Annotated in this window: 19 protein-coding genes and 3 pseudogenes; 5 read left to right on the top strand and 17 right to left on the bottom strand. The window is 65.7% G+C overall.

From position 1 onward, the window contains the following. Positions 1 to 605: 605 nt before the first annotated feature. Positions 606 to 1478 (bottom strand): hypothetical protein, encoded by an 873-nt coding sequence (locus tag R9J51_RS14445; protein WP_179504847.1) that lies wholly within the window; start codon positions 1476 to 1478, stop codon positions 606 to 608. Positions 1479 to 1761: 283 nt separating this feature from the next. Between R9J51_RS14445 and R9J51_RS14440 the strand changes: the two genes are divergently transcribed. Beyond that, complete coding sequence (locus tag R9J51_RS14440; RefSeq protein WP_179504846.1) at positions 1762 to 2205, top strand: hypothetical protein; 444 nt, start codon at positions 1762 to 1764, stop codon at positions 2203 to 2205. 44 nt (positions 2206 to 2249) lie between these two features. Here R9J51_RS14440 and R9J51_RS14435 read toward each other — a convergent pair whose 3' ends face one another. Beyond that, positions 2250 to 2510: a hypothetical protein gene (locus R9J51_RS14435; protein ID WP_168555073.1), complete on the bottom strand. Its 261-nt coding sequence runs from the start codon at positions 2508 to 2510 to the stop codon at positions 2250 to 2252. A gap of 161 nt (positions 2511 to 2671) precedes the next feature. Between R9J51_RS14435 and R9J51_RS14430 the strand changes: the two genes are divergently transcribed. Further along, a complete protein-coding gene (locus R9J51_RS14430; RefSeq protein WP_168555072.1) occupies positions 2672 to 3763 on the top strand; it encodes a zinc-binding metallopeptidase family protein in 1092 nt (363 codons plus the stop codon). On the opposite strand, the gene R9J51_RS14425 is transcribed toward R9J51_RS14430, so the two are convergent. The 3 genes from R9J51_RS14425 to R9J51_RS14415 are packed head-to-tail and all read right to left on the bottom strand — an operon-like array spanning position 3756 to position 9405. Further along, positions 3756 to 4517 (bottom strand): GDSL-type esterase/lipase family protein, encoded by a 762-nt coding sequence (locus R9J51_RS14425; protein WP_179504845.1) that lies wholly within the window; start codon positions 4515 to 4517, stop codon positions 3756 to 3758. The genes R9J51_RS14430 and R9J51_RS14425 overlap by 8 nt on opposite strands. Further along, the gene (locus R9J51_RS14420) at positions 4514 to 5977 is read right to left on the bottom strand and encodes a carboxylesterase family protein (RefSeq protein WP_179504844.1); all 1464 of its coding nucleotides are present in this window, start codon (positions 5975 to 5977) and stop codon (positions 4514 to 4516) included. The genes R9J51_RS14425 and R9J51_RS14420 overlap by 4 nt, the downstream gene beginning before the upstream one ends. Next, positions 5974 to 9405 carry a glycosyl hydrolase 2 galactose-binding domain-containing protein gene (locus R9J51_RS14415; RefSeq protein WP_179504843.1) on the bottom strand — a complete coding sequence of 1144 codons (3432 nt, stop codon included), beginning with the start codon at positions 9403 to 9405 and terminating at the stop codon, positions 5974 to 5976. Before R9J51_RS14415 ends, R9J51_RS14420 begins: the two co-directional genes overlap by 4 nt. Before the next feature lie 161 nt (positions 9406 to 9566). Between R9J51_RS14415 and R9J51_RS14410 the strand changes: the two genes are divergently transcribed. Next, entirely contained in the window at positions 9567 to 10910 is a 1344-nt protein-coding gene (locus tag R9J51_RS14410; RefSeq protein WP_432787506.1) for a sugar porter family MFS transporter, read from the top strand. 46 nt (positions 10911 to 10956) lie between these two features. On the opposite strand, the gene R9J51_RS14405 is transcribed toward R9J51_RS14410, so the two are convergent. The 4 genes and pseudogenes from R9J51_RS14405 to R9J51_RS14390 form a co-directional block, all read right to left on the bottom strand. Then, positions 10957 to 11634, bottom strand: coding sequence for a putative glycoside hydrolase (locus R9J51_RS14405; protein ID WP_432787505.1), 678 nt, complete (start codon positions 11632 to 11634; stop codon positions 10957 to 10959). Between the two features lie 44 nt (positions 11635 to 11678). Then, a pseudogene (locus tag R9J51_RS14400) lies at positions 11679 to 12134 on the bottom strand (glycoside hydrolase family 3 protein); the annotation flags it as partial. A 239-nt stretch (positions 12135 to 12373) separates the two neighbouring features. Beyond that, positions 12374 to 12895, bottom strand: a pseudogene (locus R9J51_RS14395) (glycoside hydrolase family 3 N-terminal domain-containing protein); the annotation flags it as partial. Next, complete coding sequence (locus R9J51_RS14390; RefSeq protein WP_432787504.1) at positions 12861 to 13556, bottom strand: glycoside hydrolase family 3 N-terminal domain-containing protein; 696 nt, start codon at positions 13554 to 13556, stop codon at positions 12861 to 12863. The gene R9J51_RS14390 and the pseudogene R9J51_RS14395, both read right to left, overlap by 35 nt. A 226-nt stretch (positions 13557 to 13782) precedes the next feature. Here R9J51_RS14390 and R9J51_RS14385 point away from each other — a divergent pair, with 226 nt between their 5' ends. After that, on the top strand, positions 13783 to 14973 hold the full coding sequence (locus tag R9J51_RS14385; RefSeq protein ID WP_218843481.1) for an ROK family transcriptional regulator: 1191 nt from the start codon (positions 13783 to 13785) through the stop codon (positions 14971 to 14973). A gap of 32 nt (positions 14974 to 15005) precedes the next feature. On the opposite strand, the gene R9J51_RS14380 is transcribed toward R9J51_RS14385, so the two are convergent. The 6 genes from R9J51_RS14380 to phhA form a co-directional block, all read right to left on the bottom strand. Continuing rightward, positions 15006 to 15254, bottom strand: a complete 249-nt coding sequence (locus R9J51_RS14380) for a hypothetical protein (protein WP_432787502.1) — start codon at positions 15252 to 15254, stop codon at positions 15006 to 15008. Continuing rightward, entirely contained in the window at positions 15245 to 15925 is a 681-nt protein-coding gene (locus R9J51_RS14375; protein WP_432787501.1) for an ROK family protein, read from the bottom strand. The genes R9J51_RS14380 and R9J51_RS14375 overlap by 10 nt, the downstream gene beginning before the upstream one ends. Positions 15926 to 15971: 46 nt before the next feature. Continuing rightward, positions 15972 to 17522, bottom strand: a complete 1551-nt coding sequence (locus tag R9J51_RS14370; RefSeq protein WP_432787500.1) for a tryptophan halogenase family protein — start codon at positions 17520 to 17522, stop codon at positions 15972 to 15974. Between the two features lie 105 nt (positions 17523 to 17627). Further along, positions 17628 to 20648: a TonB-dependent receptor gene (locus tag R9J51_RS14365; protein WP_169474551.1), complete on the bottom strand. Its 3021-nt coding sequence runs from the start codon at positions 20646 to 20648 to the stop codon at positions 17628 to 17630. Positions 20649 to 20925: 277 nt separating this feature from the next. Beyond that, positions 20926 to 21228, bottom strand: coding sequence for a 4a-hydroxytetrahydrobiopterin dehydratase (locus R9J51_RS14360; protein WP_179504839.1), 303 nt, complete (start codon positions 21226 to 21228; stop codon positions 20926 to 20928). Between the two features lie 9 nt (positions 21229 to 21237). Beyond that, positions 21238 to 22125: a phenylalanine 4-monooxygenase gene (gene phhA / locus R9J51_RS14355; RefSeq protein ID WP_179504838.1), complete on the bottom strand. Its 888-nt coding sequence runs from the start codon at positions 22123 to 22125 to the stop codon at positions 21238 to 21240. A gap of 176 nt (positions 22126 to 22301) precedes the next feature. Here phhA and R9J51_RS14350 point away from each other — a divergent pair, with 176 nt between their 5' ends. Next, on the top strand, positions 22302 to 22772 hold the full coding sequence (locus tag R9J51_RS14350; RefSeq protein WP_168555064.1) for an Lrp/AsnC family transcriptional regulator: 471 nt from the start codon (positions 22302 to 22304) through the stop codon (positions 22770 to 22772). Here R9J51_RS14350 and aguB read toward each other — a convergent pair. Both aguB and R9J51_RS14340 read right to left on the bottom strand, forming a co-directional pair. Then, positions 22769 to 23631: pseudogene (gene aguB / locus R9J51_RS14345) on the bottom strand (N-carbamoylputrescine amidase). The gene R9J51_RS14350 and the pseudogene aguB sit on opposite strands and share 4 nt — an antisense overlap. After that, complete coding sequence (locus tag R9J51_RS14340; RefSeq protein ID WP_218843480.1) at positions 23619 to 24680, bottom strand: agmatine deiminase family protein; 1062 nt, start codon at positions 24678 to 24680, stop codon at positions 23619 to 23621. The pseudogene aguB and the gene R9J51_RS14340 overlap by 13 nt, the downstream one beginning before the upstream one ends. Between the last annotated feature and the right edge of the window lie 80 nt (positions 24681 to 24760).

Here is a 24760-nt window from a genome sequence, read left to right as displayed (position 1 = left end):
TACGCAAGTACCACGCTTTGTCTGCGCTTGGGGTGTTCGGCCAAGGGCATGTACGGGCGGTCCAAGGGTGTGGATCATATGCCGATCAGGCACCCCGCCCGATCAGGCCCCCCGGTGGAGGGGTTAGGCCTAATGGCCACTGCCAGCCGCTTGTACGGGCGCTGCAGCCTCACCTTCAGGATCGACGATCCCCCGATGATGAGGCTGAATCCCGCACCCACGGCGCATGCGCAACAAGATGGCGCAACAGTTAGGGTGAGCTCACAGAGGGGGGCGATGCGTCCGCGCTGGCGCTTCAACCGTGGGTGAGGAACCAGGCCGTTGCGAGCATCGCGACCCACAGCGCGCTGTTGATGCCCACGATAAACGCCATCTTGAAGCCACGGTCGCGACCGAGAGGCATGTCAGGCGCCATGCGCCAATGCGGGTGCTGCCAGTGCTGATGGTGGGCGTTTGTGGTCACGAGCCAAGTCCCGAAGCGAATATGCTTCCCCCTTCGCACATCGCCCGCGCCTTGGCCTGTAAAGGAATGTCAATTTCGGAGCTAACGCCCCACAACAATATCCAAACAGGTTGCGATTGGTCTTGGCGGCTTGGTTGTCGCCCTAGCCGGTGGGTTCCAGCAACTGACTGGCGGTGGTGGTGTCGGGCGCGGGCGGCAGAACCGCGCGGCCCGCGTCGATCAATTCGGCCAGTTGCGCGGCGAAATGCGCGCGAACCATGGCGCGTCCCGGCGCAGACCACTCCACCCGGCCACGGTCGATCCGGACCATCATGCCCTGCGCATGGGCTTGGCGCAAAAGACCGCGCAGATGCACATGGGTGACGCCAAAGCGCTTGGCGAGGTGGCTCAAGACGATCGGCACCGGCTCGCGCGGGGGAAACGGTGCGTCGCCTTGCCCATGCCCCGATAGCGCCCACAGCAGTTGCGAGCCGGCATAGGGATGCAGAAACAAGCCGCGCACCAACGGCGCCGGATCTGGGCCAAGCGCGGCCTGGTGCAGCCGGGTGATCTGCACGTCGAGAAAACGGCGGAAAAGCGTGTCGTCGGTCAACTGCGTTGCCAGGCCATCGAGTTCCGGCGCCAGCAAGGCGGCCGCGCGCAGCGCCAGTTCCAGATGGCGCCGCCACGCAGCCATGAACCGCGGCGTGGGGTGATAGCGCATCGGCCGGGCGCCTGGCGTGGCGGCGCGCAGGAAATCGAGATGTTGCAGGAACGCGAGCAAAGACCGTGCGCGCCCCGCGCTGAGAAAGCCCGATGCGGCGCAAATGGCCTTGAGCGCGGATTGCGTGATGCCCCCGCGCGGATCGAGATGCATCGCATACATCGCGCAAAGATAGCGGCCGGCGTCCTTGCACACCGCGCCCATCCGCTCGTCTTCCTCGCAAACGAGCAGCATGTTGCCAACCAGTTGCCGACCGGCGCTGTCGAACGCCGGATGTGCCAGCACGGCCCGCCAGGCCGGCGGCCAGTTCATGGTGTCGATGGCCTGTCCCCCCATCACAACCGATGCCCGATGCCAATCATGCGCCGGTGGAGCGCGCCGGCATCGGGATCGGATCGTTGGCCGGTCGCCCGGCCGTCGTCCCCAGGTGAAACGATTACATTGTCACGGCGCACAGATCAAATTTTTTCAGTTGTGAATGGCCAATCCCTCGGTCAATTTTCTGCAGGTCCGCAGTTGTTGACTATGGCCTTGATCGCAACATGCCTTGTGATCGGCGCGGATATTGCCACATGCTTTGATGGGGGGATTTTCGATGCGCTCTGTTCTCGTCGCCGCCGCCGGATTGGCCTTGTCCACCACGCCTGCACTTGCCGCCACCGATCCCGAGGCGCCCGTGTTCGAAAACGGAACTGTGTGGGAATATTCCGAAATTGCCACCACCGACGGGCATTTCGACGATTACCTGCAGTGGCTCGATACCGAATGGAAAGCCCAGGAAGAAGCCCTCAAGAAAGCGGGGGTGATCAAGAGCTACAAGGTCCTGCTGGTCGGCGCGCCGCGCAAAGGCGAGGGCGACGTGATCCTGGCGGTGGAATATGCCAACATGGCGGCCTTCGATCGCTCCGTGGCCGATGGCTATGCCCTGCAAAAGAAAATCTTCGGTTCGATCGCCCAGGCAAACCAGGGCCAGGCCTCGCGCGCGTCGATCCGCACGATCCTCTCCACCACGCTCCTGCGTGAAGCCGTGCTCAAGTAACAATTGGCATGCCAGGGGCAGCGGTTGTTGCCCCGGGCATGCATTCAGCCCGGCGTTTCGACGAGTTCGGCAATCTCAAAGACGTGGCTTTGCCAGCCGCGCATGCGCGCAGCCTCGCGCGCGGGGGCTTCCTTGCGCCGCGCCTCCGCCAAAGATCGGGTGTGGCCCCAGAACACCTCGGTCTTGCCGTTTTCCAGTTGGGCCACGATGCGCCAGTAATGGGTAAAGGTATCGGTCGTCGGCCCGATCGTCTTGACATAGCCATCGGGCATGGTGGCGGTAAGGTAGCGGCGCTTTTTCTTCATGGCGTACGGGCTTGTGCCCAATCGCGATCGGTGCTGCAACCGCGCAACGCCCCGGCAATGGGACTATCTGGATAGGAACAGGATAGCGCACGCGGCGTAGTCACCCACGCCAACTGCCTTGGCCGCCCACCCTGCCGCCTTTCCCAGCCGGAGCCGTCCCGATGCGTCCCTTTGCCTGCCCCAATTGCCTGCGCCTCAATCATTTCGAAGTTCGGGTCTGCCCCGATTGCACGGCAACGCTGGGCTATGATCCGGCCATCGATCGGTTTCGCTATCTTGCCGACAATGGCACCACCTGGCGCGATCGCCATGGCGATGCTGCGGACCTGGTGGTCTGCGCCAACAACAACGATTTCGGCATCTGCAACTGGCTGACCACACCCGATGTGGACGACGGGATGTGCCGGGCCTGCCGCCACAACCGTACCATCCCCGATCTGGCCGATCCGGCGGTGCCGCCGCTTTGGGCGCGGGTGGAGGAAGCCAAGCGGCGCCTGTTCCACACCTTGATCCGCCTGGGTCTGCCGCTGGAAACCAAGGCGGAGGAGACCGACAGTGTCCAGGGCCTGGCGTTCGATTTTCTGTACGATCCCGACGCGGTCGGGGGCGGTGAAAAGAAGATCATCACCGGGCACGACGAAGGCCTGATCACGTTGGACGTGGCCGAAGCCGACGACGCCCATCGCGAGCGGGTGCGGCTCGACATGGGTGAGCCCTATCGCACGCTGCTGGGCCATTTCCGGCACGAGGTGGGCCATCACTTCTGGTCACGCCTGGTGGCGATCGATCCCGACCGTCTGGCGCGGTTCCGCGCGCTGTTCGGGGACGAGCGCATCGATTATGCCGCCGCCCTGGCCGCGCATTACAACGGCGGTGCGCAGCCTTGGACCGAGGATTTCGTCAGCGTCTATGCCACCAGCCACCCGTGGGAGGATTTTGCCGAAACCTTCGCGCACTACCTCCACATCGTGGACGTGCTGGCCACGGCGCGCGGTTTCGACCTGTCGCTCACGGCCTTTGGCGGGCACGACGGCGATGGCCAGGTGGCGGTGGAGTTCGACCCCTATCGCGCCGATGCAGCCGCGCTCGCCACGGAAATGGCGCCGGTGTCCTTTGCCATGAACGCGTTGAACCGCGCGATGGGGCAGTCCGATCTCTACCCGTTCCACTTGTCCGAGGTGATCGTGGCCAAGCTGGGTTTCATTCAGGAAACGGTGCAGGCCGCGCGGACCGACCCAGGCCGCGTCAACTGAGGCTCTTGGCCGCCAGGATCGGCTCCAGCACCTGCTCCATCGTGGCATAGCCGGCTTCGGTGGGGTGCACGCCGTCGTAGGCCAGGCCCGGCCGCATGCCGCCGGTGCCATCCTGCAACGCGGTGTGGTAATCCACGAACGTGTGCCCGTGTTGCGCCGCATAGGCGGCAAGCCATTGGTTGACAGCCGCGATCGGCGTCACCGTGTCGAGCCCCGGCCGCCAGGGATAGTTGGCGGCCGGTGGCACGGACCCCAGCAGCACGGCAATGCCGTTGGCCTGGGCCAGCGTGGCCATGGCCGCCAGGTTGTCATGCGTCTGTTGCGCGGTCATCGGGCCGGTGTTGCCGGCGATGTCGTTGGTGCCGGCCATGATGTGGACGGCACGGGGGCGCAAGGCGATCACGTCGGCCATCATGCGCAGTACCATCTGCGGGGTGGTTTGCCCGCCGATGCCACGCCCCACGCGGCTCCCTTGCGCAAAAAAGGCCGGGCGTTTGTCGGGCCAGCCCTGGGTGATGCTGTCGCCCATGAACACCAGGTTCACGCGCGTACCCGAGGCGATCACGCGGGCATTGTCGGCGGCATAGCGCCCCAGCCAGGGAAAATCGGTCAGGCGGCGGCGTTCTTCATCGCTCAGAGCAGCGGGCGCTGCGGCAAGGTCGGCCGCCTTGGCCGTTTGCGATGCGGCCGCCACGCCCAGCGGAGCGGTTGCGATCAGGCCCAGGACATGGCGGCGATTGGCAGGAGTGGTCACAGGTAGCGGCTCCAACGGCAGGGAATGTCGGCCAGCGCCTGGCCGGTGGTGACGCCTTGCGGGCTGATTGCAACATGGGTGCGCGCGGGGGCATAGCCGGGCCAGGTGGACAGCAGCGCCCCCGTGGCGGCCAGCGACAGCCAGTGCGCCTGCAACGAACTGCCATCGGGCAGGGGGGCCTTGCCCAGAACATAGCCGATGTCCGATCCGTGGAAGCTGCGCGCGCCGCCCGGAGCCAGGTCCAGCTCATAGCGCCACACCGGCCAGCCATGCGCGGCGAGCAGATCGGCCATGCGCCCCGACGGACAACGGAACAGGATATCGGTGGCAATGCGCAAGTCGCGGCTGCCCAGGCGCGGGTCTTCCGGCGGATCGCCCTCATCCAGGCGATAGAACGCACGCGCCTGCGCTTCGTTCGGCCCGAACGCCAGGGCCACGTTGCCATCGCGGTGCGGCCGCCCGCCAGGCAGGCCGAATTCGGCGCGGTTCGATCCCACGATCACCGGCCGTGGCGATGCCTTGGCCAGCAGCGCTTCGGGCGCGGCGGGCAGCACGGCGCCGTCGATGGTGGTGCGCAACCACATGAAATCATCGCTTTCCAGCGCGCCGTCGTGCAGCGCCTTGTCCGCCTCGAGCAGGGCATGGGGCGATGCCGCACGCAAGGGCGCCGCGCTGCCATCGGTGCCCAGCACGGCATCGAGCTGGTCGCCCAGGCGCAGCGCCTCGTCCAAAGGGCGCGGCGGCAGGCCGAAGCCGGGCGTGCCGCTTTGCAGCGCGGCAGCGGCAAACAGCCCCCGCGTCTGCGGGCTGGCCAGCAGGTAGCCGACGTCTTCGGCCCCGGCGCTTTCGCCAAAGATCATGATCCGGTCGGGATCGCCGCCAAAGCGGGCCACATTGGCCTTGATCCAGCGCAGCGCGGCAATCTGGTCCATCAGGCCATAGTTGCCCGCCTTGCCGCCTTGCTCTGCCGCCAGCGCGCGATGCGGCAGGAAACCGAAGATACCCAGCCGATATTGGATCGCCACCAGTACCGCGCCCTGGTGCGGCGGATCGCTCAAGACCGTGCCGCCGGCCGATCCGGCGCGGTTGCTGCCGCCGTGGATCCACACCATCACCGGGCGCTTTCCAGCCAGCGATGGCGTGGCAATGTCGAGCGTCAGGCAATCCTCGCTGCCGCGCACATAATCGGCGTGGTTCCAGCCATAGTCGTTCTGCAGGCAAGACGCGCCCTCATGGGTGGCGTCGCGTGGGCTTGTCCACCGGGCGGGGGGCTGCGGCGGTTGCCAGCGCAAGGCAGCCAGCGGCGGCGCGGCATAGGGCACGGCGCGAAAGCGCAGCACGCCATTGGCATCCGCCGTACCGACAAGCGGGCCGCTTTGGCTCTGCGCCACCGGCGGCGGGGCCGCCAGTGCCGGCGCGCCGGCCAGCGCCAGCGCTGCCAGCCAACACCGCCCCTTCACTGCGCCAGGCCGCTGCTGGCAGCCGGCACGTTCCAGCCTTCCAGCGTCACCGCTGCGGGCGTGCCCGCGCTTGCCGGCCAGCGCACCGTGATCGTGCGGCTTTCGCCAGGCATCACCGCCACATAGTTGTCGCTGTAATAGGCCGGCAGCACGCGCTTGCCCTCCGCGTCCACCAGCGTGGCGCGCGCGTTGAGCGCCGGCGTGGTGCCGCTGTTCGTGAGCGTCACGGCCACTTCCTGCTCTGCCCCCACACTGCGTGCCGCCGTGGTTTTCACCGCCAGCGGCGCAGGCGCCATGGCATTGAGCGCGCGATAGGCATCTTCATCCTTGCCGCGCCAATAGACCGTGTCGGTCAGCGTCTTGCCCGCCTTGTCGGCAACCTTGAGGGTGACGAGGACCATCGGCACCTTGGCAAAGATCGCGTCGAGCGGCAGGGCCTTGAGCGGGGTATCGCGATTGGACAACGCATCGGCGCGGTCACGACGAGAGAACAGCACCTTCCCGGCAAGGTCGGTCACCGTGCTGGTGACTGTCAGCCCGCGCACATCATCGCGCGTGGTGTTGACCAGCACCAGCGCATTGTCGGGCAGGTTGAGCTGCGCATGCAGCGGCCGCGCGGCGCGCTGCGCGCCGTAATAGGCGGCGTGCGTGTCAAAGTCAGAACTGTAGATCTGCCAGGCGTTCGACGTCCAGGCCGGATGCGTCATCCAGAACAGGCGCCCGCTGTTCTTGGTCCACAAGTGACCCAGGAACCCTTCGATCATGGCCTGGTGCGTTTCCAGGTTCATCATCTGCGCCTTGCGTTCGAAATCGGCAAAGCTGGTCGCCGCGCCGAACCGGCGGTTGAGGCTCTCCATGAACGTCTTGGTGTCGCCATTCCCCGAAAAATGCCAGTCATGATAGGCCAGCGTGTCGCTCAGCGGCCAACGGTCGGCCTCGGGCACATATTGCGCAATGGCCGCTGCGGTCGCCAGGCTGGGCGTGCCGGTCTCCACCGAGAAGCCGGTGGCCAGGTCGGTGAAATAGCCTTCGGGCTGGCGATAGTTGTAGGGGCCGGAGCCTTGCAGGTTCACCGTGTTGGAACTGCCGGTGAACCAGCGCGTGCCGTCCAGCTTGAACAGCAGGTCGTCCAGCCCTTCGTTGAGCGCGGGGTAGGGCACCCCTTCGTTGCGACCGAACCAGATGATGATGGAGGGGTGGTTGCGATAGCGCTTCACCACGTCAGCGGCATTGGCCAGGAACAGTTGCGGGTCTTGCGGTTCCACCTGGAAATTCTGGGTCGATTGCCAGAAATCGTTGAGCACCATCATGCCGTATTCGTCGGCCAGGTCATAGAATTCCGGCTCGGAATTGTTGCCCATCCAGTTGCGGACGATGTTGAGATGGGCGTCCTTGTGCAGGCGGAACGCGGGTTCCAGCCGCTCGCGCGAGACGCGCTTCATCGCATCGTCCATGCCCCAGCTGCCGCCGCGCGCGGCGATCTTCACGCCGTTGACGCGGATCGTCAGGTGCGGCTCGGGCAGGGTATCGGCCGCGCCGAGCGCCTGCACGGCGGGCGACGTCTCGCCCGCTGCGGTCAGCGATTCCACCCAGCCGCGCGGGGTTTCCAGAATCGCCTCATGCCGCACATCGATCAGTTTCTGCCCGGCCAGGCGCCCGTCGGTGGTCTGCACGTTCACCCGGCGCAGCACGCCGGCATGGTCCATCAGCGAAAGATCGTAGGAAACTTCGCGAATGCCGAAGCGGGTTTCCGCCCGGTCAGACACGGCGCCATCCACCGCGGCGGTGATGTGCAATGGGTGCAGCGCCTGCTCGCCATAGCCATTGGGCCACCACAGCCTGGGGTTCTTCACCCGCAATTGCGGGAAATCGGCGGGGGTGAAGCGCACTTCGCCTTCGCCCGGCGCCAAAGTCACCGTGCGTTCCACGCTGACGTCATCGAACGCGGCGCGCACCGTCACGGTCCGCGGGGTATCGGCATCGTTGCGCAGCGGCACCGTGATCAGCACGTCGGCACTGTCCGTGCGCGGCAGGGGCAGGTCGGTCACCACCTGGCTGTCGAGCAGGCGCACATCGCCATGGGCTTCCAGTTGCACGTCCTGCCACAGGCCGGTGTCGCGGTCGCGGATGCCGGGGATCCAGTCCCAACCTTCGGTCGCCACGAAAGTAGGGCCGTCGATGGCCAGTTGCCCGCCGTTTTCGCCGACGCCCGCCTTGATCGACTGTTCGTGCGGAATGCCGGGGTGCGGCGGTGGGGACACGCGCACCGCGATCACGTTTTCGCCGGCCACCGGCACCAGGGTGAACTCGCCACGGGCAAAGGCGCCCTTGGTCTGGCCCACCTGCTGGCCATTCACCCAGATCTGCGCGGCATAGTTGATGCCATTGAATTTCAGCGTCAGCCGCTTGCCCGCCGCCTCGGCCGGCACGGTGAAGCTGGTGCGATACCACCAGTCCTGCCGCGCCAGGCTTTCGGGAATGCGCATGTTGTTGAGGCCGTAATAGGGATCGGGATAGACCCCGCGATCGACCAATGTGGTCAGCACCGTGCCCGGCACGGTGGCAGCGCGCCAGGTGCCCTTGGGGCTGCCGGGGCGCGACAGCGCAGCGCCATCGGCGCCCGGCACATCGGGCGCGCCGGCCAGTTGCCAGCCGTTGATGCGCCACAGGCCCGGCGCCACGGGTTGTGCGGCGGGCAGCGCGGGCGCCGGCTTGGCCACGGGCGCGGAGAAGCCGCCCTTGCCCTGCGGCAGGGTCCATGGGTCTTGCTGGCGCCAATAGCCGGTGTTGGCGGTCTTCTGGAATTCCCAACCCACGCCCACATGCCACATCTGCACCAGATCGAAATCCGGGCGCGCTGCGACCAGTGCTTGCACGGCAGGGGCCGTCAGGACGCCATCCTCGATCCGCGCGTCGACCAGATCGCCGCCGAAATGAGGGCTGCCGGGCAGGGCAGGCGCCAGTGCCAGGCGGGGCGCCAGGACGCCGGCATCGGCCAACGCGCCACGCGCCACTTCCTGCCCATCGACATAGAGCACCGCCTCGCTGCCGTTCCAACTGGCCGCGACATGGGCATAGCGGCCCGCCGCCAGCGCGCGCGGCGCGCTCAGCACGGCGCCGCCAACGCGCAGCGCCGGCTTGCCATCGACCAGCAGCAAGCAGCGGCATGCACCCGCCGGTTCGCCCAACGCCAGCAAGACCACGCTGCCGGCTTGGCTCGCCTGCGGTCGCACCCAGGCGGCAAAGCCGGTCGGCGCGCGCGGGGCCAGCAGCGGTGCATCGACGGGCACATCACGGGCAATGCCGATGCCGCCCTGAAGCACGGCGGCGTTCCATGGGCCGCCGTTGGCAACCGGCGCGGCCATGGCAGCGGGAGCCATTGCTCCGCCCAGGATCGTGGCAGCAAGCAGGCTTGTGGCAAAACGCATCGAAAATCCCTCTCCAAATCCGCAAGCCGCCCGCTTGGCCGGGCGTGCCCGCCGGTGTATGGCATGCGGCATCGTGCGGCCTGCCATCCCATCATCGTCGGTTCCTTTTTGACGCAAACCGAATTAATAAGTCAAATTGAATTATTCATTGGGAGAGAGCAATGCACGCAAATGTCCAGGGCGGTGCTGGCGCAGGGGGAGCGACGCTCCAGCCCATGCGCGGTGCCGCGCTCAAGGCGGCGGTGGCCGCCAGTCTTGCCGGTTTGTTGTTCGGTTTCGATACCGCGGTGATCTCCGGGGTGACTGAGGCCTTGCGCCACCATTTCGCACTTTCGGCAACGGGCTTGGGCCTCGCCGTCTCCTCGGCGCTGTGGGGCACGCTGGTCGGGGCCAGCGTCGCGGGGCGGCTGGGCGATAGCCTGGGCAGCCGCCGCGTGCTGATCTGGATTGGCGTCGCCTATCTGATTTCGGCGATCGGTTCGGCCCTGGCAGGCGGCATGGGCGTGTTCGTGGCGTTCCGCTTCCTGGGTGGCCTCGCCATCGGCGGATCATCGGTGCTGGCGCCGGTCTATATTTCCGAAGTCAGCGCGGCGGCGCGGCGCGGGCGCCTGGTCGCCATGTTCCAGTTCAATATCGTCGCCGGCATCCTGCTCGCCTATTGCAGCAACTGGCTGCTGGCGCTGTCCCTTCCGGCCGACCTGGCATGGCGCGCCAAGCTGGGCATTGCCGCGCTTCCGGCGCTGTTCTTCGTGGCCATGATGCCGGGCATTCCCGAAAGCCCGCGCTGGCTGGCCACCAAGGGCCGGGCGCAGGCCGCACAAGCGGCAGCCAAGCGGCTTGGACTTGAAGCGCTGGCGCTAGATTCGGCTGATCAGGGCCACGCTCGCCTGGAATGGCGGCGCCACCGTCGGCCGATCCTTCTGGCCCTGGCGATTGCCGCGTTCAACCAGTTGTCGGGCATCAACGCCATCCTCTATTACCTGAACGACATTTTCGCCGCTGCCGGCTTCACCGGGGTTTCCGCCGATCTTCAGGCGGTTGCCATCGGGTTGACCAACCTGATCGCCACGATGGTGGCCATGACCGTGATCGATCGCATCGGCCGCCGCCCGTTGCTGCTCACCGGTGCGGTCGGCACCACGGTGGCGCTGGCCGGCGTTGCCGCGATCTATGCCACGGGCAGCGGGGCGCAGTTCCTTCTGCCGCTGCTGGTGCTGTTCATCGCGGCCTTTGCCTTTTCGCAAGGCGCGGTCATCTGGGTCTATCTGTCGGAAATCTTCCCCACGCCGGTCCGCGCGCGCGGGCAGGCGCTGGGCAGCACCACGCACTGGGTGCTCAATGCCGCCATCAGTTTCGCCTTTCCGGTGGTGGCGCAGTTCACGCAAAGCCTGCCCTTCGTGGTCTTCGCGGTCGCGATGGCGGTGCAGGCCGTGGTGGTCTGGCGGTTCTTCCCCGAAACGCGCGGGGTCGATCTGGAAGAGCTGGCCACGCGTCTCTCACACTGATTGATGGGGCGGGCGGGGCCTTGGCTGGTCCCGCCCGCCATTGGCGTCAATGCGTGGCGCAATCCAGACGCACTTGCGCGTCCATGCCCAGCTTCACCCGCGCCAGGCTCACGGTCATGGCGCCGGGCGTGGACAGGATCAGCGGCGCATCCACCGCGCCGACGCTGGCGCCGGCCTTGCGCAAGCATTGCAGCGGCACGCCCAGCGTGGTCCAGCTACCGCGCGGCAGCATGTCCAGCGTGCCCAGTGGCAGGCGCGCGGTCTGTGCGCCGCTGCGCATGGCCAGGGTCACCGGTGCGGTCGGCTTGGTGTCCACGCGGATCGTGGCCACCAGCATCATTTCGCCATTGGTCTCGCGCGAAAGATCGGCCGGCGCGTGAGTGGTCAAGGCCAGGGCAGCCTCACCCTTGGTGCCGGAAAAGGCAAAAGTGCGCGCGCCTTCCTGCACCTGGTAATCGGTGGCGGTGATCGCCACACCGCTATCGGCCACGTTGGCCGGCACGCTGGTGATCCGGGTGATCCCGCCGCTGGCCGGGTTCTGGATTTCCAACGACCAGCCCGGCGTCGGCACGCCTTTCTGGAAATATTCGGTGGTGCTGCCCGCGCTGTCGTCCACGCCCGATTGTTCGGGCAGCGGCGTCCATGCTGCCACCGGCGTCTTGAGCGAAAGGCCATGGCCGAGGGATAGAGCGTGGGGCCCCCGGGCACCGCCGTCATCGGCCAACGGAACGGCAGGCGACCGGTGAAATCATGGGCCACGCTGCCATCGGCCTTGCGCAGCAGTCCATCGGCGAGGCCCGCGCCTTCCGAGCCGGGCAGCCACGCCACCACAAAGGCATCGGCCGTGTTGAGGAACGGATTGGCGTAAAGTGGCCGCCCGGTGAGCATCACAGCCACCACCGGCACGCCGGCCGCCTTCAACTTGCGCATGGTTTCCAACGGGGCACGCTGGTCCGGCTTCAGTTGCAGGCTGCGCACGTCGCCCTGGAATTCGGCATAGGGCGTTTCGCCAAAGATCACGATCGCCGCATCCGGCTTTGGCCCGGCAAAGCTGCCATCGGGCGAAAGCGTGGCCGTGCCACCGGCCGTGCGCACCGCTGCATCGATTCCCTGCCAAAGCGTGGTGGCGCCGGGAAACAGCTTGGGATCAAGCCCCGTGCCTTGCCAGGACAGCGTCCATCCGCCCGATTGACGGGCAATGTCATCGGCGCCGTCTCCGGCCACCAGGATGCGGGACTTGGGCGAAAGCGGCAGCAGGCCGCCCTGGTTCTTGAGCAGGACCAGCGATTCCTGCACGGCCTGGCGCGCCACCGCGCGGTGGGCGGCGCTGCCCAGTAGATCGAATTGCCGGCCAGCGGACGGGAAGAGGGGCGCCCCGCCTCGAACAGGCCCGCGCGCATTTTTACGCGCAGCACCGCACCCACCGCTTCGTCCAGCCTGGCCATCGGCACGGTGCCGTCCCGCACCTGGGCAATCAGGCTGTGATACAGCGCTTTCCAACTGTCTGGCGCCATCAACAGGTCGATCCCGGCGTTTACCGCCTGCGGGCAAGAGGCGTTGCTGCAACCAGCCACCTGGCCGTGCGCGTTCCAGTCGCTCACCACCAGCCCGGCAAAGCCCATCCGCTTTTTCAGCACATCGGTCAGCAGGCTCTTGTTGCCGGCCATCTTCACGCCGTGCCAGCTTGAAAAGCTGGCCATGACCGACAGGACACCGGCATCGATCGCGCTGACATAGGGCTTGGCGTGCACCTTGATCAGCGTGGCTTCGTCGATCACCGCATCGCCCTGGTCGCGCCCCTCGAACGTGCCGCCATCGGCCAGGAAGTGCTTGGCGGTGGCAATCACGTGCGGCCCGGCCAGCACTGGCCCGGAATTGGGCTTGCCCTGAAGCCCCTCGATGAAGGGCCGGGCATAGCTGGCCACCAGTGCCGGATCTTCGGAATAGCCTTCATAGGCGCGGCCCCAGCGGGTATCCTGCGGCACAGTGATCGTGGGGCAAAGGTCCAGTCGATGCCGTCACGCGCACTTCGGCGGCAGTCACGGCGGCGATCTTCTGCAACAGCGCCGGGTCATGCGTGGCACCCAGTGCGGAATTGTGCGGAAACAGCGTGGCGCCCACGATGTTGCTGTGCCCGTGCACGGCATCGGTGCCCCACATCACGGGGATGGCCACGCCGCCGTCACTCTTGTCGACCGAGGCATCGTAGAATGCGTCGGCCAGCTTGAGCCATTCCGGCGCCGGGGCATAATCGTTGCCGCCCGGCCCGGCATTTCCGCCGTTGAGCACCGAGCCCAGATGATAACGGTGCACGTCTTCGGGCGTGACGGTCGAAAGGTCGGCCTGGAGGATCTGCCCGACTTTTTCTTCCAAGGTCATCCGCTTGACCAGGGCAGCGATGCGGCGTTCCATGGCTGGGTCGGCGCGCCAGGGCCATTGCGCGCGCGGCCAGAGATCGGGATGCGCCTTGGCCGCCGCGTCGGTTGGGGCAGCAGGCGCCGCCTGCGCGGCGGCAGGTGTGCCGGTGCCGGCCACGAGAGCCAGGGCGAGGGCGGCCACGGCGGTGTGCGTGCCGATACGGTTCGCGCGAAGCGGCCGCTGGCGGTTGGGCAGGTGCCGGCCGGGTTGGAGCAGGGAACGGACCATTCTAGGCATCCTTAATTAAAGAAAGTTGAAATAATTTTTTGGTTTTCTGCGCCGGGCTATGCCAGTAATGACCAGAATAAGACCAGCTGGCGCGATTTTGGCACGTGGGCGTACGTTTCTACGTTGTGTCGCGGGCGGCGCGTGGCATTAGACGGAAATGGGATCGAGGCACGATGATCAGGTTGAAACCGCCCCGGATGGCAGCCTTGCGGCAGGGCCGGGCGTAATGGCGGGCGATCAAATCCGCCTGTCCGGCACCAATCTCGAACGGGCGGCCGATCACAATCAGCGCGTCACGCTGCACGCCATCCGCGTCAACGGCCCGCTCACCCGCATCGATCTGGCGCGGATCACGGGGCTGACGCCCCCGGCCATCGCCAACATCACCAAGCGCCTGATGGCAGACGGCCTGATCGAAGACGCTGGCCAGCGGCGCGGCGGTCGCGGACAGCCGGCCACGCGCCTGGTTATCAACCGCACCGCTTGCTATGCCATCGGCGTCAACATCGATCGTGATCATATCACGCTCGTTCTGGTGGATTTCACCGGTGCCGTGGTTGCCGGCGTGACTCAGGACATCGCCTTTCCCATGCCCGCCGATGTGCGCGCGCTCTATTGTGGATCGATCCACCGCTTGCTGGACGAGGCTGGCGTCGATCCAAAGCGTCTGGTCGGCGTCGGCGTGGCCAAGCCCGACGATTTCGGCCTGGTCGATCTGCCCGGCCGCCCCGCCGATTTCGCCTGCTGGGAAACGACTGACCTCGCTGCGGTTTTCCAGGGGCCGTTCGATCTGCCGATCTTCGTGGAAAACGATGCGGCAGCCGCTGCCATGGGCGAACAGCAACTCGGCCATGGGCAAACCTGTTCCAGCTTCTTCTACATCCTGGTGTCGTCGGGCCTGGGCGGCGGCCTGGTCGTGGATGGGGCCTATTTCCGCGGTGCCAACGGGCGTAGCGGTGAAATCGGTTTCCTGCTGGCGCGGGCAGAAGGCCAGGCCCCGCACCAGGTGCAGGATACCGTCTCGCTTTCCGGCGTCCGCCGGGCGCTTGATGCCGCCGGCCTTGCGGTAAGCGACCTGCGCGGCAATCCCGACGATCCGCGGCTCGATGCGCCGATGACCGCCTGGGTGGAAAGCGCCGCCGAAGAACTGTGCGATCCGCTGATCGCGGTGAATTGCCTGATCAATCCGGCCGCGGTTTTCGTGGGTGGCCGCCTGCCGGCGCGATGGGTCGATGCCTTGGCCGATCGGCTCAACCATTTGCTGCAACAGCGCGGACGGCATGTTCCCGTGCTGTCTCCGGTGCAACGCGCGCTTCTGGCCGAAGATGCCCCGGCGGTGGGCGCGGCGATCCTGCCGTTCAGCCATTTCCTGCTGCCCGCCGCGCGGGTGCTGTGGACGGCCGACGCGGCGGATTGACGCGCCGGCCCGGGCGATACCTGCCGGCAGAGTCACGCTGCCACCCGCGCTCCTGCCTGGGCATGATGGTCGAGCGCTGCCAGCGCGAGTGCCACGGGGCCGAGCGGCCCGGCCTTGTCGCCCAGGCCCGGTGCGCAGCAGAAATCCGCAGCTTCCGGCACCGTCATGTATCCCGCCACGCTTTCGCGCAGGGCCGCATGGATCATGCCGATCAATTGCGGCTGTCCCTGGATCACGCCACCACCGAACAGGATGCGACGCGGCGCCGTGGTCAACAGCATCGTGTGGCACATTTGCGCCAAGGGTGGGCCACTTCGTCCCACACCGGATCATCGGATGCGATGGCGTGGATCGCGCGCTCGCCCAGCCGGGCCTTGATCGCCGGGCCCGATGCCAGCCCTTCCACGCAATCGCCATGATAGGGGCATGCGCCCGGCCAGGCATCACCGCTGCGCCGTGCCACGCGAATGTGGCCCAGTTCGCAATGGGCCAGGCCGCGCGTGGGCAGGCCGTTGACGATCAGCCCCACGCCCACCCCGGTGCCCACGGTGACATAGGCATAGTCGGCCAGCCCTTGCGCGGCGCCCCAGCGGCCTTCGGCCACGGCGGCCGCGTTTACATCGGTATCGAAACCCCAGGGGCCATCGTGCCCGGCGCGCAGTGCGCCCAGCACGTCGGTGTCGCGCCAACCGGGTTTTGACGTGCTGGTGATATGCCCGTGGTTGGGCGCTGCGGGATCAAGTTCGACCGGCCCGAACGAAGCAACGCCGATTGCCGCCAGCGGCCTGGCGCTGCGCCACTTGGCCAGCAGGGCGGCAAGCGGTGGCAGGGTCTGTTCCGGTGCCAGGGTGGGCAGGGTCTCTTGCTCGAGAATAGTACCATCGGCGCTGGCCAGGCTGGCGATGCACTTGGTGCCGCCCAATTCGATTCCGGCAAGGCGCACTTCAACCATGTCTCAAACGTCCTTTTTACAAGCTGGAGGGCGCCGGTGGGCCATGTCAGGCCGCAATCGGGCTGACAGGCTCTCCTGCGGCAATATGTGCGATGAAATCGCGATGGGGCCGTGCGCTGGCCGCAGCCGAAGCCACGGTTTCGCGCATGCGGCGCAGCGCTTGCGCAATTTCTTCGTCGGTAAAGTGATCGGCCATCGGATCGTGCGTGGCGGGCAGCCAATCGAAGCCGGCGTACATCGACAGCCAACTGGGATCGAGAAAGCTTTCCCATTCATAGCGCACCAGCCGCCCGCGCGCGCGGAACAGGCGCAGCTTGTGGGCAAGCATCTCGGGCACCTCGGCATCGCGCAGGCGGTCCCAGAACGGTTCGCCCAGGCGCCGGTTGCCCAGGTAATGCAGGATCAGGAAATCGCGGATGCGGGCATATTCCAGCCGCGTCGCACGGTTGAATTCGTCAGCCAGCGCCGGATCGAAATGGGCATCGGGAAAGAAATCGGCCAGCCGCTCGATCGCGGTCTGGATCAGGGTGATGCTGGTCGATTCCAGCGGCTCGAGAAAGCCCGCCGCCAGCCCCATCGCCACGCAATTGCCCGCCCAGAAACGCGCGCGGTGCCCGGCGCCAAAGCGGATCAGGTTGGGCTCGGCCAGCGCCTCGCCCTCCAGGCGGGACAGCAGCTTGGCGGTCGCCTCGTCGTCGGAAAGCATGGCGCTGGAATAGACATAGCCGTTGCCCACGCGGTGCTGCAGCGGAATGCGCCATTGCCAGCCGGCCTCGCGCGCGGTGCTGACGGTATAGGGCCAATCGCGCGATGGATCGGCCGCACAGGGAATGGCCACCGCGCGGTCGCACGGCAGCAAGTGCGTCCAGTCGTTCCATTCGACGCCCAGCGCCTTGCCCAGCAGCAAAGAGCGAAAGCCGGTGCAATCGATGAACAGGTCGCCGTCGATGGTGCCATGATCCTGCGTGACCAGATGGGCGATATGGCCGCTCTCGCCGTCGAGCGCCACGTCAACGATCACGTCGTCGATATGCCGAACGCCTTGGGCCACGGCGCGGCCGCGCAGCATCGCGGCAAAACGGCTGGCATCGAAATGCACTGCCCAGTCGAACACCGCCAGATCGTTGACCGGTTTTTCGGGCGGCAGCATGAACGCGCCGCGCGCCGCCATCTGGGTGCACAGGCTGTATTCGCCAAGGTCATGGCCCTGGCCGGCATGGTGCAGCTTGAGCCAGTATTGATGGAACGGAACACCGCGCGAAGGCATGCCGTACAAGCCGAACGGATGGAAGAAGCGGTGGCCGGGGTGCGCCCAATCCTGGAATTCGATGCCTAGTTTGACCGTGCCACCGGTGGCGCGCAGCACGTCGATTTCCGAAACGCCGATTGCACGGAAATAGTCGCGTATGCCCGGCACCGTGGCTTCACCCACGCCCACCGTGCCGATCGCGCTCGATTCCACCACGGTGATGCCCACGCCCTGGCGCGCCAGACGCCCGGCGAAATAGCACGCCGCCATCCACCCGGCCGTGCCGCCGCCCGCGATCACGATCTGGCGAATTGGCTGGGCTTGTTGCGCGGCTGGCATGTCGATCATGGCAACACCTTGTGGGCTTGAAGCGAAAAGACCCGCCGTCCGGGGAGGAAGTGGACGGCGGGTCAGTCGGGAGGTTCGGTTATGAAGCCTCGTGTGACAAGCAGATTAGAACTTGGTCCGCGCCCCGATCAGGAAGCGGCGTTCATAGATGTTGTTGAAGGCCTTCTGGTCGGGGAACGAGAGGTAGTACCGCTCGTGTTCGCCGGTCAGGTTCGACCCTTGCGCATAGATCGTCAGGCGCTTGCTGAAGTCATACGAGACCGATGCGTCGACATAGTTGGTCGGCGCCTGCATCAGCGTAAGCCCGGTGACACCGGCAAAGTTGGTCTGTTCGACGCGGGCCGATCGATAGTTCCAGGCGACGCGCGCCTGCAGACCATACTTTTCGAACCACAGTGCGGCGTTGACCTGGTGCTTGGAATTGTCCTGGAACGGCAGCTTCTTGCCGGTCAGGTCGGTGCCGCCGGCGTTGGAGTCCGACAGCGTATAGTTCAGGTCCACGCCAAAGCCGCTCAGCGCGCCGGGCAGGAAGTCGAAGCCGATCTTGGCGCCCGCTTCCAGGCCCTGGAGATAGCCGCCGGTGCCCTGGACCTGCGAGTTGATGAACACGGTGCTGCGCACCACGCCATCAAGATCGGGCAGGTCCGTCCGCTTCACGGTGTCAGTCTTGACGAAGCTCTTGATGTCCATGCGATAGAGCCCGAAGCTCACCAGGCTGGTGCGGTTCAGGTAATATTCGAACGAGAGTTCGTAGTTGGTCGACCGCCACGGGTCGAGTGCGGGGTTGCCGTTGGAATTGCCACCCGAAACGCGGAAGATCGGCGGGTTGAACGTGGTGTCGATCGCATAGTTCAGGTCAAGACCACCGCCCCACTGCGCCAGATCGAGCAGGGTCATGTTCTTGGAGAACGCGGCGCGCACGCGGAACTTTTCGGTCACGTCGAGCGAGGCGTTGAGCGCCGGCAGCCAGTCGGTGAACGAGCGGTGGGTATAGATGTCACCCACGTCGCTGGCCGGGAGGCCGTAGGGCTGGCCCGGGCCCGAGATGTTCTGGCGCACGTTGAACGTGGTGTTGATCACGCGCAGGCCGGCGTTGCCGCGCAGCGCCATGCCACCGATCTCGGTGTTCCAGTTGAGCTGCCCATAGGCAGACTTCTGGTGCAGGTTGATCGAGTACGACCGGCCCGGAATGACGAATTCCTTGTTGCCGGGATAGAAGCTGTTCTGGAACGAGAGCGCATCGTCCATCGCGTGCGGATCAAGCGCGTAGAACGAGCCGACGCCGCCTACGGGCACGTTGTACTTCTTGAGGTACTTGGAAATCGTCGCGTCATTGCCCAGGCGCGTCAGACCAGCGGTGTAGAACCCGTTGGCATCGCCCGCCGAACAGCCACTGTTGTTCATCTGGACGTCGAACGCCTTCCACTTCACATAGCAGCCGTTCGCGTCGGACGCACCCTGGCCGCCGTAAAGCGGGGCCGCACGATCGAAGTAATAGGCTTCCGCCCCGCGTTCGCCATAGCGCGCGCCGAAATCGAACGAGATATCGGGCGAGAACTCATAGCTGGCGTCGAAGCGCGCGACCTTGAGGTCGGAATTGGAGCGGTAGTTGTTTTCCGAAGACGTGGTCTTGAAGCCATAGGCAGCCTGGTTGGACAGGTTGCTCGCCAGCGCGCTCGGCAGGTTGAAGTTGGGCATGTCGCCACGATAGTCGATCGTGGCCGGCAGGGTGTTATAGGTATAGCCCAGCGGGTTGAACGTGCGATCACCGCCCAGCGCCGCCGGATAGTGGCCCACGCCGTTGAACCACTGCTTGCCGTTCGACAGGCTGAGCTGGAAATAGCTGTCGTCAAAGTTCTTGTGCGCCTTGCCGTAAAGGCCGCGTAACGTCGCCTTGAACGGCCCGCTGTTATAGCGCAGTTCCAGGTTGAGGTTGATCGAGTCCGACTTGGTGCGGCCAGTTTCGGAATAGCTGTCGAAGTTCTGCAGGGTGTAGTTGTACTGGTCTACAACGTTGAAGTTGTAGCCATTGATCTTCACGCCAGTATCGCGCGAATGGCCCGGCACGAAATCGGCCGCCTGCCAGTTCACCGCCTGGAATTGGAAGCCGGCGGTGCGATCGTACTGGGTCTGCTTGGTGTAGAACCCGTCGGCGACCAGGTCGAGCTTGTCGTTCAGGTGGGCCTGGAACGAACCGTTGAGGCCAAAGCGTTCGCGCGAGGTGATGCGGTTCCAGCCCGTGTGCGCCTGGGGCGAGAAATAGGTGTCGTTGGCATCGCCATCGCCGTTCACGTCCACGCCGGTGACGTTGCCGCCCGACAGGATCGACGTACCGCGCGTGGGATCGTCGAAGCGGAAGCCGCCATAGCTCGTGGCGTCGCCGATCGATTCATTGGCGAGGCGGCCGCCGTAGTCGCGCTGGATGCCCGAATAGGAGTTCGAGAGGTCAACCTTGGAGTACGATGCCGAAACCAGGAAGCCGACGTCATCGCCGCGCCAGGCGAGCAGGCCGTTGACCGAAGGGTTCCACTTCTTGGCCTTGTCGCCATAGGAGCCTTCGACGGCGGCGGCGCCCGAAAGACCCTGCTTGAAATCGAACGGGCGGCGCGTGAGCAGATCGATCGTGCCGCTGATGCCCGACGCGATCAGCGAGCCGGTGGGCGACTTGATCACGTTCGCGCCGGAAAACAGCTGCGAGGGGATGTCGGTGAAATTGGGCTGGGTGGTGGTGATCGAGTTGGCGCCCAAATAGGCTTCACCGTTGAGCAGGGTCTGGACCTGGGGCAGGCCGCGCACGTTGACGCCGGCACCTTCGCCCGCGTCGCGGCGGATCTGCACGCCGGGAATGCGCTGCAGCGAGTCCGAGATCGTCACGTCGGGAAGCTTGCCGATGTCCTGCGCGGAAATGGCGTCCACCACGCTGGCGCTGTTGCGCTTCACGTCGATCGCGCGGGCGATCGAGGCGCGAATGCCGGTGACGATGATCGCTTCCTCGGGCGTGGCGGCAGCGCTGTCAGCAGCGGCAGCGGTATCGGTCGACTGTGCCGATGCCAGCGCTGGCGCGGCGAGCGCGATAACCGATGCCGCGTGACACAGCACGCGGGAACGAGACGCAAAGGATCGCATCGAAGTTTCCTCTCCTGAAGATCGTAGGCTTTGCTTACGATTAAACAATTTTGTTTTATCTATTTGCCCGCTCATGCGGTTTGCGTCAAACGCTTTCTGAACATTTCTGAAATGAAGCGAAATTTCATATTGTGAATCAAAGGTATAGGACGCGATAACGCGGTGCGTTCGACGCCGGTCAACGAAATCTCGATTCGTTGCAGGCGTCCGTGCACAGGCACAAAAAAGCCCTCCGGATCACTCCGGAGGGCGCGGTCTTTGGTCCTGGGGCAGATTGTCAGGCCAGGCTGTCGATCACCTGCGCCAGCGCCACATCGCGCGAACTGATGCCGCCAGCGTCGTGCGTGGTCAGCCAGATGTCGATACGGTTGTACACATTGGCCCACTCAGGGTGATGGTCCATCCGCTCTGCGGCAAAGCCCGCTTGCACCATGAACGCCATGGCGGCTGGAAAATCGGCAAGGACGATCTGCCGATGCAGCGCGGCGCGCGCAGGGTCATGCCGCCATTGCGGCAGGAGCGCCAGGGCCTGCGCCAGTTCGGGCTCGGTCAGCGCGGCGATGGTTCGGGCGAGGGGCATGCAGATTCCTCAAACGGCAGGTTGCGGCTGGGCCGTCGTGCGGTTTTGCCGGGCGTAGGCTTGGTTGCCACGGTGCCACACGCGATCCTGCGGGATCACTGTCTCGGGGGCAAGCACCGGCGCACCGGCCGCAGCGGCATAGAGCGGGGCGAAGTCGGTGTTGCGCGTCTGGTCGAGCAATTGGGCAAAGCTGTCGATCACGAAATAGCTCTGCTGATAGGCATCGATGCGATAGTCGGTGCGCAGCAAGCGCGCCAGGTCGAAGCCGAGGCGATTGGGCGAGGGATCGTCCAACGCGAACAGGCTTTCGCCATGGGACGATACGATGCCCGCGCCATAGATGCGCAAGCCTTGGGGCGTGTGCACCAGGCCGAACTCCACGGTATACCAGTACAGCCGCGCGAGGTTGGTGAGCGCGTCCATCCCCTGCGCGCGCAGGCCGCCTTCGCCGTAAGCCTGCATGTAATCTGCAAAAACCGGATCGGCGAGCAGCGGGACATGGCCGAACACGTCATGAAACACGTCGGGTTCGGAAAGATAGTCCAACTGGTCGGGGCGCCGGATGAATCGCCCCGCCACGAACCGCCGGTTGGCCAGGTGATCGAAGAACACCGCATCGGGCACCAGGCCGGGCACGGCGACCACTTGCCAGCCGGTGGCGCGATGAAGCCTGTCGGAAAGTTCGGCAAAATCGGGAATGCCGGGCCGCGACAACCGCAGCATGTCCACGCCGGCAAGGAATTCGGGTGCGGCACGATCGTGCAACATCTGCACCTGCCGCGCAAACAGGGTGTCCCACGTGGCATGGTCGGCGGCGGTGTAGCTCGCCCAATCCTGCGGAACGGTCCAATCTGCGGCGGCGCCAGGCGGCGGCGTGGTGGGAAGATCGCTGGCCATCGCAGCAGTGTGACGCAGCGTGCCTGCAATGTCCTTTCATATTCCCGCTGCGATTACGAGGCAATGAAGCATCTATTTCGATAAGCTGGTGTTTATGATAAATTTCTATCGGAAAGTTCGCTGCGGTGCAAAATGTGCCGCATGATTCGACCCGTACATGATGTTGAAGATCCGGCATGACCGCCCCGCTCGCACTCGACAGTCTCGACCGCCGCCTGCTTCAGGCGTTGCAACGCCAGGCCGATCTCAGCCACGCGGCTTTGGCCGAAGTGGTCGGCACTTCGCCGGCGTCCTGCTGGCGACGGATCAAGGCGCTGGAGGATGCAGGCGTCCTCGGGCCGGCGGTGCGGCTGCTCGACCCTGCTGCCGTGGGCCTGTCGCTCGACGCCGTGTGCCAGGTGCGGATGAAATCCCATGATGCCCAGGCGCGCGGCAGTTTCGAGCAGTTCGTGATGGACCGGGACGAGGTGCTGGAATGCCTCTCGATGTCAGGCGAGTGGGACTATCAATTGCGCATCGTGGTGCACGATATGGCGCAATACGAGCATTTTCTGATGCACGCCCTGCTGCGCCATCCGGCGGTGGCCACGTCCGCCTCGCATTTCGCGCTCAAGCGGATCAAGGCCACCACGCAGTTGCCAGTCTAGCCGCCGTGGCTGCCGATGATCCCGTAGAGATCGGGCCGGCGATCGCGGAACAGCCCCCAACTCGCGCGCTGTGGCGCAATCTCGTCCAGGTCGAACGTGGCGGTGACCACGGCTTCGCCCGCCCGTGGGGCCTGCGCGACCAGCGCGCCAAACTGGTCGGCGATGAACGATGAGCCGTAGAACGTGATGTCGCCATCCTCGTTGGTTTCAAACCCCACGCGATTGGAGGCGATGACCGGCACCATGTTGACCCCGGCATGGCCTTGCATCACACGCTGCCAATGCGGCTGGCTGTCATAGCCGGGAAAGGCCGGTTCGCTGCCGATCGCGGTGGGATAGAGGATGAGTTCCGCCCCTTGGAGCGCCAGGGCACGCGCGCATTCGGGAAACCACTGGTCCCAGCATATGCCCGCGCCGATGCGGCCAAACGCGGTGTCCCACACCTGGAACCCGGTATCGCCGGGCGCAAAGAAGTATTTTTCGCGATAGCCCGGCCCTGGGGAATGTGGCTTTTGCGATAGAGGCCAAGCTCGCTGCCATCGGCATCGATCATGGCCAACGAATTGAAATGGGCCGATCCCACTTGCTCGAAGAAGCTGATCGGCAAGACCACGCCCAATTCCGCCGCCAGATCGGCAAACCGTGCGATCACCGGGTGATCCGCCCATGGGCGGGCCAGGGCAAAGTGCCCGGGTCGCTCGTCGGCACAGAAATAGGGCGTCTCGAACAGTTCCTGCAACAGGATCACCTGGGCGCCTTCGTCGGCAGCCTCGCGTACCAGCGCTTCTGCGCGGTCGAGATTGGCGGCAAGATCCCACGTGCAGGCAAACTGGGTGGCGGCAACGGTCACTGGGGGCATGGCTGGCCTCCATCGGGCAGGAAGTACGGGGCGGGCTGGTGCTGGGTGATGCAATGGATCGAGCCGCCGCCATAAGGCAGGGTGGGCAACACCAGCCGAACCACCGTGCGATCGGGAAATGCGGCCCCCACGGCGGCGCAGGCAGCAGCATCCTGGGGCACACCGTGGCCGGGCATGATCACCGCGCCATTGGCGATATAGAAATTCACGTAGGATGGCTGGTGGCGCGCGTCCTGCGCATCGATCGTCGGCGCGGCGGGCAAGTCCACGATCGCAAAGGGCCGTCCCCGCGCGTCGCGCTGGGCAAGAAGCGCGGCGCGGTTGGCCGCCAGCGTCTCCGCCCGCCGCCCGCTGGCGGTGGCCGGATCTTCCATCATCACCACGCCGGGCCGCACGATCGCGGCCAGGCAATCGACATGGCCGTCGGTTTCCACTTCACCGGCATCGCCGGGCAGCCACACGATCTTTTCCGCGCCCAGTGCGGCCAGCAATTCGGCCTCCACCTGCGCGCGGGTCAACCCCAGGTTGCGATTGGCGTGGAGCAGGCAACTCTCGGTTGTCAGCACCGTGCCTTGTCCGTCCGAAAGGATCGCCCCGCCTTCGGCCGTCAGCGGGCAGGTGACCAGCGGCAGGCCCAGATGCTCGGCAATCGTCCGCTTGAGCGCGGCATCGGCGGCATAGGGATGGTACTTCTGGCCCCAGGCGTTGAACGCCCAATTGACCACGGCCAGGCCCCCCTTGCTGCCCCGCACGAACGTGGGCCCGGAATCGCGCATCCAGCTATCGTCGATCGGCGCCACGAACGGCGTGACAGCATCGCCGCACAATGCGCTCACTTGCGCCACGTCGGCGTCCCGGCAGACCATGACGACCGGCTCGAACCGGGCGATGGCGCGGGCCACTGCGGCGAAATCGGCTTGCGCTTCGGCGAGGCGGCCACCCCACAGCTCCGTACGGACAGGCCACGCCATCCAGCAGGCACTGTGGCGTTCGGTTTCCGCTGGCATGAGGAATTTTTGCGAAAGATAGGGCGACATATCCAGTCGCATGGGGTTTGCCTTCTTGCCGTTGATGGCATCAGGGCCGCTTATCGGCCCGGTGCATCGCCATCATGGCGCAAGGCAGCCCG

Source organism: Novosphingobium rhizosphaerae, assembly GCF_050920675.1.
In the GTDB taxonomy this organism is placed as follows: Bacteria; Pseudomonadota; Alphaproteobacteria; order Sphingomonadales; family Sphingomonadaceae; genus Novosphingobium; species Novosphingobium rhizosphaerae.
Note: the sequence above shows the minus strand (reverse complement) of the source record. Positions and strands in the feature narration are given on the sequence as shown.

What these genes read in the sequence shown, in the direction of transcription:
- R9J51_RS14445 (WP_179504847.1), bottom strand. Translation starts at nt 1,478, where the DNA reads ATGAACTGGCCGCCGGCCTGGCGGGCCGTGCTGGCACATCCGGCGTTC.
- R9J51_RS14440 (WP_179504846.1), top strand. Translation starts at nt 1,762, where the DNA reads ATGCGCTCTGTTCTCGTCGCCGCCGCCGGATTGGCCTTGTCCACCACG.
- R9J51_RS14435 (WP_168555073.1), bottom strand. Translation starts at nt 2,510, where the DNA reads ATGAAGAAAAAGCGCCGCTACCTTACCGCCACCATGCCCGATGGCTAT.
- R9J51_RS14430 (WP_168555072.1), top strand. Translation starts at nt 2,672, where the DNA reads ATGCGTCCCTTTGCCTGCCCCAATTGCCTGCGCCTCAATCATTTCGAA.
- R9J51_RS14415 (WP_179504843.1), bottom strand. Translation starts at nt 9,405, where the DNA reads ATGCGTTTTGCCACAAGCCTGCTTGCTGCCACGATCCTGGGCGGAGCA.
- R9J51_RS14410 (WP_432787506.1), top strand. Translation starts at nt 9,567, where the DNA reads ATGCACGCAAATGTCCAGGGCGGTGCTGGCGCAGGGGGAGCGACGCTC.
- R9J51_RS14390 (WP_432787504.1), bottom strand. Translation starts at nt 13,556, where the DNA reads ATGGTCCGTTCCCTGCTCCAACCCGGCCGGCACCTGCCCAACCGCCAG.
- R9J51_RS14385 (WP_218843481.1), top strand. Translation starts at nt 13,783, where the DNA reads ATGGCGGGCGATCAAATCCGCCTGTCCGGCACCAATCTCGAACGGGCG.
- R9J51_RS14380 (WP_432787502.1), bottom strand. Translation starts at nt 15,254, where the DNA reads ATGCTGTTGACCACGGCGCCGCGTCGCATCCTGTTCGGTGGTGGCGTG.
- R9J51_RS14375 (WP_432787501.1), bottom strand. Translation starts at nt 15,925, where the DNA reads ATGGTTGAAGTGCGCCTTGCCGGAATCGAATTGGGCGGCACCAAGTGC.
- R9J51_RS14370 (WP_432787500.1), bottom strand. Translation starts at nt 17,522, where the DNA reads ATGATCGACATGCCAGCCGCGCAACAAGCCCAGCCAATTCGCCAGATC.
- R9J51_RS14365 (WP_169474551.1), bottom strand. Translation starts at nt 20,648, where the DNA reads ATGCGATCCTTTGCGTCTCGTTCCCGCGTGCTGTGTCACGCGGCATCG.
- R9J51_RS14360 (WP_179504839.1), bottom strand. Translation starts at nt 21,228, where the DNA reads ATGCCCCTCGCCCGAACCATCGCCGCGCTGACCGAGCCCGAACTGGCG.
- phhA (WP_179504838.1), bottom strand. Translation starts at nt 22,125, where the DNA reads ATGGCCAGCGATCTTCCCACCACGCCGCCGCCTGGCGCCGCCGCAGAT.
- R9J51_RS14350 (WP_168555064.1), top strand. Translation starts at nt 22,302, where the DNA reads ATGACCGCCCCGCTCGCACTCGACAGTCTCGACCGCCGCCTGCTTCAG.
- R9J51_RS14340 (WP_218843480.1), bottom strand. Translation starts at nt 24,680, where the DNA reads ATGCGACTGGATATGTCGCCCTATCTTTCGCAAAAATTCCTCATGCCA.